At 37.5% G+C, this 11851-nt stretch carries 12 protein-coding genes; 6 read left to right on the plus strand and 6 right to left on the minus strand.

Annotated features, from left to right (window positions below; all coding sequences use genetic code 11):
* Window positions 1-22: 22 nt before the first annotated feature.
* On the plus strand, window positions 23-919 hold the full coding sequence (locus PVV70_RS00745) for a ParB/RepB/Spo0J family partition protein (protein WP_273757509.1): 897 nt from the start codon (window positions 23-25) through the stop codon (window positions 917-919).
* Between the two features lie 109 nt (window positions 920-1028).
* Here the strand turns inward: PVV70_RS00745 and PVV70_RS00750 are convergent, their stop codons facing one another.
* The 6 genes from PVV70_RS00750 to dapF form a co-directional block, all read right to left on the minus strand.
* Window positions 1029-1421: a hypothetical protein gene (locus PVV70_RS00750; protein ID WP_273757510.1), complete on the minus strand. Its 393-nt coding sequence runs from the start codon at window positions 1419-1421 to the stop codon at window positions 1029-1031.
* Window positions 1411-2172: a hydroxyacylglutathione hydrolase gene (gloB, locus tag PVV70_RS00755; protein WP_273757511.1), complete on the minus strand. Its 762-nt coding sequence runs from the start codon at window positions 2170-2172 to the stop codon at window positions 1411-1413. Before gloB ends, PVV70_RS00750 begins: the two co-directional genes overlap by 11 nt.
* Window positions 2173-2241: 69 nt before the next feature.
* Entirely contained in the window at window positions 2242-2928 is a 687-nt protein-coding gene (locus PVV70_RS00760) for a septation protein A (protein WP_273757512.1), read from the minus strand.
* A complete protein-coding gene (gene ftsY / locus PVV70_RS00765) occupies window positions 2925-4181 on the minus strand; it encodes a signal recognition particle-docking protein FtsY (RefSeq protein ID WP_273757513.1) in 1257 nt (418 codons plus the stop codon). The genes PVV70_RS00760 and ftsY overlap by 4 nt, the downstream gene beginning before the upstream one ends.
* Window positions 4182-4195: 14 nt before the next feature.
* The gene (gene mtaB, locus PVV70_RS00770; RefSeq protein ID WP_273757514.1) at window positions 4196-5479 is read right to left on the minus strand and encodes a tRNA (N(6)-L-threonylcarbamoyladenosine(37)-C(2))-methylthiotransferase MtaB; all 1284 of its coding nucleotides are present in this window, start codon (window positions 5477-5479) and stop codon (window positions 4196-4198) included.
* Window positions 5479-6330: a diaminopimelate epimerase gene (dapF, locus tag PVV70_RS00775; RefSeq protein WP_273757515.1), complete on the minus strand. Its 852-nt coding sequence runs from the start codon at window positions 6328-6330 to the stop codon at window positions 5479-5481. The genes mtaB and dapF overlap by 1 nt, the downstream gene beginning before the upstream one ends.
* Before the next feature lie 223 nt (window positions 6331-6553).
* Here dapF and PVV70_RS00780 point away from each other — a divergent pair, with 223 nt between their 5' ends.
* From PVV70_RS00780 to sucD, 5 genes are all read left to right on the plus strand, one after another.
* Window positions 6554-7102 carry an AprI/Inh family metalloprotease inhibitor gene (locus tag PVV70_RS00780; protein ID WP_273757516.1) on the plus strand — a complete coding sequence of 183 codons (549 nt, stop codon included), beginning with the start codon at window positions 6554-6556 and terminating at the stop codon, window positions 7100-7102.
* Window positions 7103-7201: 99 nt separating this feature from the next.
* Window positions 7202-8401: a cell division protein ZapE gene (gene zapE, locus PVV70_RS00785; RefSeq protein WP_273757517.1), complete on the plus strand. Its 1200-nt coding sequence runs from the start codon at window positions 7202-7204 to the stop codon at window positions 8399-8401.
* Between the two features lie 288 nt (window positions 8402-8689).
* Entirely contained in the window at window positions 8690-9652 is a 963-nt protein-coding gene (gene mdh, locus PVV70_RS00790; protein WP_273717401.1) for a malate dehydrogenase, read from the plus strand.
* 91 nt (window positions 9653-9743) lie between these two features.
* Entirely contained in the window at window positions 9744-10940 is a 1197-nt protein-coding gene (sucC, locus tag PVV70_RS00795; protein WP_273757519.1) for an ADP-forming succinate--CoA ligase subunit beta, read from the plus strand.
* 3 nt (window positions 10941-10943) lie between these two features.
* Complete coding sequence (gene sucD, locus PVV70_RS00800; protein ID WP_273757520.1) at window positions 10944-11846, plus strand: succinate--CoA ligase subunit alpha; 903 nt, start codon at window positions 10944-10946, stop codon at window positions 11844-11846.
* Window positions 11847-11851: the final 5 nt, after the last annotated feature.

Here is an 11851-nt window from a genome sequence, read left to right on the forward strand (position 1 = left end):
TAAAAGTTCAAAGAGAAAAATTATGAATGATGATCTCTCAAAAAAAAGACTAGGACGTGGATTAGCAGCATTGATTGGCGATATCAATTTAAACAACAATCTTGCACGTTCATCAAGTTTTGATAAATTGACTGAATCCAATAGCATTTCCGAAAGGTTTGTTCCTCTTGAATCTATTTCATGTAATCCTCATAATCCGCGGCGTCATTTTACTGAAACAGAGCTTGATAATTTGGCACAATCAATTCGTCAACATGGTGTGGTTCAGCCTGTTATTGTAAGACCTTTAAGAGATCATCCTCATCGGTTTGAATTGATCGCGGGTGAACGGCGTTGGCGTGCTGCACAACGTGCAAATTTAAGTCAATTACCTGTTATTGTTCGTGATGTGGATGATAAAACTGCTTTGGAATTGGCTATTATTGAAAATGTTCAGAGGGCTGATCTTAATCCTATTGAAGAAGCAAAGGGATATGAGATGCTCCTGAATGAACATGATTATACACAAGTCGATTTAGCACACGTCATTGGAAAAAGTCGCAGTCATGTTGCAAATACGCTTCGTTTGTTAAAACTTCCAGAAAAAGTACAACAATTTTTAACCGATGGACAACTTTCTGCTGGGCATGCACGGTGTCTTATAACCGTTGATAATCCACAAGAATTAGCTGAAAAAATTATCCGTGAAGGACTTTCTGTGCGTCAAACGGAAATACTTGCCTATGAGCAAGCTAATCCTAAGACTAAAAAACGTACTGCTATGGAAAAAGATGCAGAAACAAAATCTTTAGAAAAATTACTTGCAGATGTCATTGGAATGAAGGTTATCATTCGGCATGGTAAAAAAGGTGGTGATTTAAAAATACATTATTCTTCACTAGAACAGTTGGATGATATTTGTCGTCGTTTGCAAAATTAATCAATTATTTTAAAAGACTTTTTTAACAATTTCCTTTTAAAATTTCGATTATTCTATACATATGTTGTTTAGAAAATTCTATATTACTTGAAGGGATAAAGTTTTGTTTCTAAGTAGAATTTTCTTCTTCAGTAAGCCCATTCAATGTTGTTTGAAATGTTAGGAAAGCAACAACAAAATCTTTTGGTGTAAAATTATTTTCTCTTAAAATATTTACCAATCCTTGTTTACTAGAAATATAAGCGACATATCCTTCAATATTATCATTATCAGCGGTGAAATCACTTTTTGTATTTTCTTTTTCTGGCTCTGGAGGTAAATTTTTACATTCTTTTTCGGTTTTTTCCAGCTTTAAAAGAAGATCTTCTGTTAGGGGATAATTGGCAATGAAAGGTAATGTAAGAGAAGGATTAACCGTTTCTTGCTTTTTTTCTTGAGCATATGATAGAAAAGGGAAAAGAAAAAAAAGCACAATGCAACTTTGAACATAATTAAAAAACATCCTTTCTTTTTCGAATTTCAGAAAAAACCTCTTCATCTGTAGAATCTTTCATTGAGAGATTTTTTCTGATTGCTTGATCATCCCAACGAAGAAAGGGGTTTGTTGCTTTTTCTTGCCCTAAAGTGACAGGTAAAGTCATGGCATTTTGTGAGCTTAATGAAAAAACTTCTTCTGCTCTTTGTTGAAGTTTTTGATTATGTGGATCAAGTGTTAATGCGAAAAGAGCATTGTTTTTTGTATATTCATGTCCACAATAGAGAAGTGTTTCATCAGGAAGTTGACGAAGCTTTTTTAAAGAGTTCAGCATTTGTGCTGCTGTTCCTTCAAATAGACGTCCACAACCGAGAGAGAACAGTGTATCTCCAGCAAAGAGTAAATTTTTTTCAGGAAAATAATAGGATAATGCTCCTAAAGTATGGCCAGGTGTTGAGAGAGCTAAAAGTGTATAGGAGCCAAAAAAAAGTCTTTCATCAGGTTGAAGTGTTTGATCAAGGTGATGGATTTTATCTCTTTCTGCTTCTGGTCCAATAACCATAGCGTTGTACACTTTTTTTAATTCTGCAACGGCTTCTACGTGATCATAATGATGGTGTGTCACAAAAATAATGTTAAGTATCCAATTACGACGTTTTAAGGCATACTGAATAGCTTTGCTTTCAGGGGCATCAATTGCTGCTGTCATACCACTTTTTTCATCATGAATGAGCACACCAAAATTATCTTCTCGGCAAATGAACTGTTCAATCAACATATCTTTTCTCCTGAACAGTGCACAGTGATAAAATTTATATAATAACGTGTAATATAAATTATGTTATATCTAAGAATTAGATTTATCCTCTTCTGTAAAAAGCCCTTGTGAGTGTTTTAGTATAAGAGGCATTTGGGTAAGCATGAAGAGAATTGTTATAGGCATCACGCCAAAAACTTTGAAACTTGTCCAAAAATTATCGCTAAAATTACGCCAAATGATTTCATTCAAAAGAGCAAGGAAAGCGAAAAAAAATGCCCAACGATAGGTGAGTTTTTGCCAGCCTAAATCATCAAGTTTTAAGGTAGAGTCAAGAGCATAACGCAAAAGTGGTTTTTTAAAAAACATCCCACCAAAAAGTATAAAAGCAAATAAGCTATTAATGATTGTTGGTTTCATCTTTATGAAAGTTTCATTATGAAGCCAGAGCGTTAGAAAGCCAAAAACAAGAACAAATATTCCCGAAATAAGAGGCATAATAGGAATTTGTCTTGCAAGGATCCATGATAAGCTTAGAGAAATAATAATCGCTACCATAAAAATAGCTGTTGCAGGGAAAATAGGCTTACTAAAATTTTGAAAAAATTCAATGTTTTTTATCAACCATTCTCCCTTATAATTGGCAAAAAAGAAGGCGACCAATGGTCCCATTTCTAAGAGAAACTTAAATGTTGGTGAGAGAGGCGTTTTTTTATTGTTGTTCATATTTTTCTCAGAATTATTGTGTGAATTAGGGTTCGTTAAAGGTTGTTTCATACATGTTTTCCTACGATAGTTTCGGCAAAGTCAGAAGCAGAAAAGGGTTGAAGGTCTTCAATATTCTCTCCTACACCGATAAAATAAATGGGTAATTTATATTTTGCTGCGATTGCGACAAGAATTCCTCCGCGTGCAGTCCCATCTAGTTTTGTCATGACTAAACCATTAACACCGGCAATATCACGGAAAATCTCCACTTGGCTGAGTGCATTTTGTCCGGTCGTTGCATCAAGCGTTTGAAGGATTGTATGGGGTGCTTGGGGGGAGTGTTTTCTTAAAACACGAATAATTTTTGCCAACTCATCCATCAATTCAGATTTATTTTGTAAACGCCCTGCTGTATCAATAATTAATACATCACTGTTTGCTGTTTTTGCTTTTTCAAAGGCCTCAAAGGCTAAACTTGCGGCATCTGCACCCAATTTGGTTGAAATAACAGGAGAATCGGTACGTTTACCCCAAATATGTAATTGTTCAATCGCTGCGGCTCGGAAGGTATCACCAGCAGCAAGCATAACTTTTAGTCCTCCCTCCGTTAATTTGGCTGCAAGTTTTCCAATAGTTGTCGTTTTTCCAGTACCATTTACACCGACCAGCAAAATAACATGAGGCTTATGACTGAGATCAAGCTCTAATGGTATTGCTACAGGCTCTAAAACTTTTTTGATTTCATCAGCGACAATCGTATGAATATCATCTGGGGAGAGATCTTTTTCATAACGACTGGAAGCTAAAGTATTCGTGATGCGTGTTGCCGTTTCTACACCAAGATCAGCTTGAATAAGAATATCTTCGAGCTCTTGCAATGTCTCTTCATCAAGTTTTCTCTTAACAAAGAGGTCGCTAATTGATCCGCTTAGGCGTTGTGAAGAAAGGGCTAAACCTTTTTTAAGGCGTCCAAACCACGCTGTCTTTTTTTGTTCCACAGAGGGTTCGGGTAAAGTTTCTTCACTCTTTTTTTCACGAATGGTGTTTGTGACAATAATTTTGCCATAAGGAGAAACATTACCAGAATTGGGGGCTTTATCAGAATGGAGTTCTAAAGATGAGGGGTGGTCATCGTGTTTTGTAGGTGTTGATTTTTGATTTTTTGATTTTTCCTCTTTTTCTTCCTCTATAGAGGTTTGGCTATTTTTTATCCTTTCATTTTTTTCTATTATATCGCTTTTATCAGAAGCAGAAATTTTTTCTATTTCCTGCTCTTTGGATTTGGAATAAGAGAATATTTTTTTTATAAAAGATTTCGTCATAAGAGTTTTCCTGCTCAAGCAGCGTTTAATTTTGGAAGGACAGCAATTAATTTATCGCCATCATGGTCAATGATAAGAGCTTGAACAATTGTTCCTGCTTTTGCACCTTTAATTTGCACAAGAGTATAATCTTCTGTTCGTCCAATTTCATCTTTTTCAACGAGAATTGTTTGTTGACTGTTTTGTAAATGAGCAAGATGTTTTTGGTAAGCCTCTTCACCTGCTTTACGCAAGCTTTCAGCACGCATCTTAATTATTTTACGGTTGACTTGTGGCATTCGTGCGGCAGGTGTTCCTTCTCTTGGACTAAAGGGGAAAACATGAAGGTGGGTTAAATTACACTCTTTGATTAAAGAAAGACTGTTTTGAAACATCTCTTCTGTTTCCGTAGGAAAACCAGCTATTAAGTCGGCACCATAAACCATTGTAGGGCGCTTGGCACGCAATTCTTGGCAAAATTGAATAGCATGTTCACGCAAATGCCGACGTTTCATCCGTTTTAAAATCATATTATCGCCTGCTTGCAAAGATAAATGCAAATGGGGCATGATCCTTTTCTCATAGGCTAAAAGATTTATGAGTTCTTCGTCTGCTTCAATAGAATCAATAGATGAGAGGCGTAATCGGGCCAAATCTGGGACATGATGCAAAATGGCTGAAGTTAATTTTCCTAGAGTCGCTTTTCCAGGCAGATCGTGACCATAACTTGTAAGGTCAACACCTGTAAGGACAACTTCTTGAATCCCCTCGTCTGTCAGTTTTTTAATTTGCTCTATAACAGCACCCATGGGAACTGAACGAGATGGTCCACGTCCATAAGGAATAATGCAAAATGTACAGCGATGATCGCATCCATTTTGTACCTGTACAAAAGCGCGGGTGCGCTCTTGCATTGCACTGACCATATGGGGAGCAATTTTTTGCACTTCCATGATATTATTAATACGCACCTTTTCGGAATGGTTAATACCAAAATCAGGAAGTTGACGATAAGAATGGGCGTGAAGTTTATCTTCGTTCCCTAAAACGAGATCGACTTCTGTCATTGAGGCAAAATTTTGTGCTTCTGTTTGGGCTGCACATCCTGTTACAATAATGCGCGCAAGAGGATTTTCACGTCGCGCTTTGCGGATAGCTTGTTTTGCTTGTCGTACGGCTTCGGCAGTGACAGCGCAGGTATTAAAAATAATAGCACCATCTTTGAGTTGGTCTAGTCCTGAAGAAGTGCTTTCTTTGCGAATGATTTCCGATTCGTAGCTATTGAGTCGACAACCGAAAGTTACAATTTCTACTGCCATCAAGAGTGATCCTTTTTGTAGTACCCTGTTAAAGGGTTTAAAAAACCACTAAATTGATATTTTATGGGTCCTGTCATAATAATGTGATTATCTTCTCGGTAAAAAATATTAAGTATTCCCCCCGGTAAGTTTACATCAATATGGCGCTGTATCAGATTACGTCGATAAGCGGCCACTGCACTGGCACATGCAGCACTCCCACATGCTTGTGTTAATCCTGCTCCCCGCTCCCATGTACGTAAATTTAGACTTTTCTTTGACGTTATGCAAGCAATGGAAATATTGCACCGTTCTGGAAAAAGGGAATCATGTTCAAGTATTGGACCGTATTTTTCTAATGGAATATGTTGAAGATCATTTTCAACAAAAAAGATAGCGTGGAGATTGCCAATAGAGACAAGACAAGCATCTTTTAGGGGACCAGCTGTAATCTCTACATGATTGGTATCAACTATTTCACGTGAAACAGGCATCTCTTTTGCATTGAAATTTGGGCAGCCCATATCAACAGAAATGAGATTGTCGGTTTGGTATTTTCCTTCGATCACTCCAGCGGGGGTTTCTAAACGAAAAATTTCACCAAAATTGTGGTCTTTAAGCCATGCAATGACACAGCGGGTACCATTGCCACAAGCTTTAGCCTTTGAACCATCAGCATTCCATATTTCGATGCGGAAGTCGGCTTCGTTTTGGGTTGGTGTGTGGATAGCCATGATTTGATCAAAATGCATTTCAGGATCTGCTGATAAAGCAAGAATTGCTTGTGGTGTAAGAGCCTGTGTGCTTTCGCGCATATCAGCAACAATAATTTGATTTCCAAGACCGTCCATTTTGCTAAATGGCGTTTTCATGAAATTTCTCTATTCTAAAGATTACTTATCAAAGGATATATGACTAAAAATCTTATAAATTTCTAGTGTTTAATAAATATAAAATTGGGTACGTAAATTATTTTGTTTAAAATAAGGTATTTTAATCCTGTTTTTTTAATTTGTTAATTTATCTTTGTAATTATAAAAAATATTCACTTAATTTTTTGTGAGTTTATTTATTGTCATGGGAGAGAGTACAGATATGTCGTTTTCAAAAATTTCGTTTTTCGTTGCAATGTCAACTGTAATGCTTTTTTTAGGGGGATGTTCAACAACGCGGTTTGACAGTAATGATAATAGTAACGCATTAGAAGTTTTTTATCCATCTCAACAAATGACAACCCTAGAAGTATCTGATTTATCATCTGCTTCTGCGTCGGTATCTGAAGCTGCAAACGCTTTGATGTATGAGAAAGGAGATTCTCAGAGCGATGGACGAATGGCGAGTCTCGAATTACCAAGCAATGCTACTGATTTGTTTCCTGCAAGTATTGCTGGGGTATGGAGTCTTTCTATGGGGGGTAAAATTTGTCGGATTGCAACGCCACAAACAAAGTTTGGACAAGGGTACCGAGCTGGTCCTTTACACTGTCCAGGAATTGTTTCCCAAGTAAGATCGTGGGCTGTTAAAGGAAAAAGATTATATTTTTATAATAGTTCTGGACGTGTTATTATTGCTCTTTATTCTTCAAATGTTGATCGTTTTGAGGGACGTACACTTGATGATCATCCCGTTGTTTTAAGCCGTTAGATCATTTTTGACCGTTTATAAGAAAAATAAGTTATATGAGCAGATTCGTGAAAAGAATTTGTATTTTTTATTGAAAACGGTTGGAAAAAGGTTGTTTAGATGGTTCTCGTTTCAACGCGCTATAAGGAGCTGGTTTCTAAAGGGGAAGTCCGTTTTGATCCAGCTCAGTTGGCTGTAACAGAGCATTTTGATCATTTATTAAAAAAAATTTCGGAACAAAATGCTTCTCGTCCTTGGTCTTGGATATTTTGGTCTTTTTTTAAAAAAATATTTAAAAGGAAAAAACAAAATTTTGCTCGTGTTGTAAAACAAGGGAATGAAAATAGTTCTTTTCAGGGATTATATATTTATGGTGAAGTAGGACGAGGCAAAACCATGCTGATGGATTTGTTCTTTTCTTGTTTGCCGAAGAGCCATAAAAAACGCGCTCATTTTAATGATTTTATGGCTGATGTGCATGAGCGTATTAATGTTTATCGTCAAGCATCTGGGCGTGCAAAATCTAAACAAGATAATCCTATTTTAGCTGTTGCTGAAGATCTTGCACGAGAAGCAAAGGTGCTTTGTTTTGATGAATTTAGTGTAACAGATATTGCTGATGCTATGGTGTTGGGGCGGCTTATTTCTGCTTTGTTTGATAAAGAAGTTTTCTTTATTGCGACTTCAAATGTGGCGCCGAATAACCTTTACTATAACGGTTTAAATCGTGAACTCTTTTTGCCTTTTATTGAAGTTTTGAAAGCATATGTTCGTGTTGTTAATCTTGATGCAAAAACAGATTATCGTCTTGAAAAATCAACTCTAAAGTCTGTGTATGTAACACCATTAGGGAAAAAAGCAGATGAATGTATGGATCAAGCATGGGCACATGTGTTGCAAGGACATAAAGAAAGGTCTGATGAGCTTTCTATAAGAGGGCGCCTTATTCCTATTCCGCGTTTTGCTGCGGGTTGTGTGCGCTTTGATTATCGAGACTTGTGTGCAAAACCTTTGGCCGCAGCTGAGTATTTGGTATTAGGGGAGCGTTATCATACGATTTTTATTGATAATGTACCGATCATGGATGATACATGTCGCAATGAAACAAAACGGTTTATTTTGCTTATAGATATTCTTTATGAGCGCCACATCCGGTTATTTATGTCGGCAGCAGCAGGGGTGGAGGATTTGTATAAGGGGCATGCTCAGACCACGGAAACATTTGAATTCCAAAGAACACAGTCACGTCTTTTTGAAATGCAAAGCTACGATTATTTGAAGTTTTGGGAAGAACATTTTCTTTTGAAGAAGAAGCGTTGATTATACTTTTACCTTTACGTAAACTGTAAAAACAATAACTCTTTGAAATTAAAGAAATGTAATAATTCTGTTGTATTTTTTTTAAATTCACTTTATCGATACATCATGATAATTTTCTAATAATTGTTTCTGCGGAGGGTTGTTGTTTTTGTAAGGAGAGAAATTTGTAAATTTCATTTATTTACTCCTTTTTATGATATTATTTAAAAATGATTGAAGTCAAAAATATTCAGTTTATGGGCGCTGATGAGTGTGCGCTGAATTATCTGAAAGTTAGGAAAAAATAAAATGGCACGAAAAAAAATAGCTCTCGTTGGTTCAGGTATGATTGGTGGTACCTTAGCACATATTATTGGGTTGAAAGAGCTTGGTGATGTGGTCTTATTTGATATTTCGGAAGGTATGCCACAGGGTAAAGCTCTTGATATTGCTGCATCTTCTCCCGTTGATGGTTTTGATGTCAATTTAAAAGGTGCAAATGCTTATGAAGCAATTGAAGGGTCTGATGTTGTTATTGTAACAGCAGGGGTGGCACGGAAACCTGGCATGAGCCGTGACGATCTTTTGGGTATTAATTTAAAAGTCATGGAACAAGTTGGTGCTGGGATTAAAAAGTATGCACCTTCAGCTTTTATTATTTGTATCACAAATCCTCTTGATGCAATGGTATGGGCATTACAGAAATTTTCAGGTCTTCCGGTGCATAAAGTGGTGGGTATGGCTGGTATTCTGGATTCAGCGCGTTTTCGTTATTTTTTATCTGAAGAATTTAAAGTCTCTGTTAAAGATGTGACAGCATTTGTTTTAGGTGGGCATGGTGATTCAATGGTGCCCTTGGTGCGTTATTCAACAGTTGGTGGTATTTCTTTGCCTGATCTTGTTAAAATGGGTTGGACAACAGAGGAAAGAATTGATCAAATTATTCAACGTACTCGTGATGGTGGTGCAGAAATTGTTAGTTTGTTAAAAACAGGTTCTGCTTATTATGCACCAGCTGCTTCTGCTGTTTCTATGGCTGAAGCCTATTTAAAAGATACTAAGCGTGTTGTGCCTGTTGCAGCCTATCTTTCAGGGGAATATGGGGTTAATGATACCTACGTTGGTGTTCCCGTTGTACTTGGTGCGGGTGGTGTTGAAAGGGTCATTGAAATTGATCTTGATAAAGAGGAAAGAGATGCTTTTGATTATTCCGTCAATGCGGTTAAAAAGCTTTGTGAAGCTTGTATTGCTCTTGTGCCTAGTCTCAAGTAAATAAAACAAGCTTTCGTTCATTAAAATAAAGTATTTTAGAATATTAGAACTTTAGTATTAATAATAATCCATAAAAGAAAGGGACTAATGCATGAATATCCACGAGTATCAGGCCAAACGTCTGCTTCATGAATATGGAGCTCCCATTGCAAATGGTGTTGCTGTTTATTCTGTAGAGCAAGCTGAAAAATGGGCAAAAAAATTGCCCGGACCTCTTTATGTGGTTAAAAGTCAGATACACGCTGGTGGTCGTGGTAAGGGTAAGTTTAAAGAACTTGGTCCTGATGCAAAGGGTGGTGTTCGGCTTGCACAATCTGTTGAAGAAGTTGTTGCAAATGTTCAAGAAATGCTTGGAAAAACTTTGGTAACCAAACAAACTGGTCCAGAGGGTAAACAGGTCAATCGTCTTTATATTGAAGATGGTGCTGATATTGAGCGCGAACTTTATCTTTCACTTTTGGTTGATCGTAGTGTTGGTCGGATTGCTTTTGTTGTTTCAACAGAAGGTGGCATGGATATTGAAACGGTTGCTGAAGAGACACCAGAAAAAATCTTCACACTGCCCATTGATGCTACGCAAGGTGTTACCTCTGCTGATTGTGCAAGACTTTGTGATGCGTTAGGATTGCGCGATAGTGCACGGGAAGATGGTGAAAAGCTTTTTCCAATTCTCTATAAGGCATTTTGTGAAAAAGATATGAGTCTTTTAGAAATCAATCCGCTTATTGTGATGAAAGATGGTCACTTGCGCGTCCTTGATGCGAAAGTTTCTTTTGATAATAATGCTTTGTTTCGTCATCAAGATATTTTAGAGTTGCGCGATCTTTCAGAAGAAGATTCAAAAGAAATCGAAGCTTCAAAGCATGATCTTGCTTATGTTGCTCTTGAGGGTACAATTGGTTGTATGGTCAATGGTGCGGGTCTTGCTATGGCAACCATGGATATCATTAAGCTTTATGGAGCTGAACCGGCAAATTTTTTGGATGTTGGTGGTGGCGCATCAAAAGAAAAGGTGACTGCTGCTTTTAAGATTATTACAGCTGATCCAAATGTTAAGGGCATTTTGGTTAACATTTTTGGTGGTATTATGCGTTGTGATGTTATTGCTGAAGGTGTGGTTGCTGCTGTGCGTGAAGTTGGTTTAAAGGTTCCCTTGGTTGTTCGTCTTGAAGGTACGAATGTTGAGCAGGGTAAAGCAATTATCAAGGACAGTGGTTTGAATGTTATTCCCGCTGATGATTTAGATGATGCTGCTCAAAAAATTGTTGCAGCCGTGAAGGGAGCTTAAGTTATGTCGATTCTTGTGAATAAAGAGACGAAAGTTCTTGTTCAAGGGCTTACGGGAAAAACAGGAACATTTCATACAGAACAGGCGCTTGCTTATCATGGCACGCAGATGGTTGGTGGTGTTAATCCTAAAAAGGGTGGAGAAACATGGGAAGGTTCAAAAGGTGAAACTCTTCCTATCTTTTCTAGTGTTGCAGAAGCAAAAGAAAAAACAGGCGCGGATGCTTCCGTTATTTATGTTCCTCCTGCAGGAGCAGCGGCAGCTATTATAGAAGCGATTGAAGCTGAAGTTCGTTTAATTATCTGTATTACGGAAGGTATTCCCGTTATGGATATGGTTAAGGTAAAGGCACGATTAGAAAATTCAAAATCTCGTCTTATTGGTCCTAATTGTCCTGGTATTCTCACGCCAAACGAATGTAAAATTGGTATTATGCCTGGTTCTATTTTCAGAAAAGGCTCTGTGGGGGTTGTTTCACGGTCGGGAACTTTAACTTATGAAGCTGTTTTTCAAACGAGTCAGGAAGGTCTTGGACAAACAACCGCTATAGGAATTGGGGGTGATCCTGTTAAGGGGACTGAATTTATTGATGTGTTGGAAATGTTTTTAGCGGATGATGAAACCCAATCTATTGTTATGATTGGTGAGATTGGGGGATCTGCTGAAGAGGAAGCAGCACAGTTTTTGCAAGATGAAGCAAGAAAAGGTCGTAAAAAGCCAGTTGTTGGCTTTATTGCTGGTCGTACGGCTCCTCCAGGACGTACAATGGGGCATGCTGGTGCTGTTATTTCTGGTGGTAAAGGTGGAGCAGAAGATAAAATTGCAGCAATGGAATCAGCAGGAATTCGTGTATCCCCTTCGCCATCACAGATAGGTAAGACTTTGATGTCAGTTTTGAAAGGCTAAAAGAA

The organism is Bartonella sp. AU55XJBT (genome assembly GCF_028618525.1).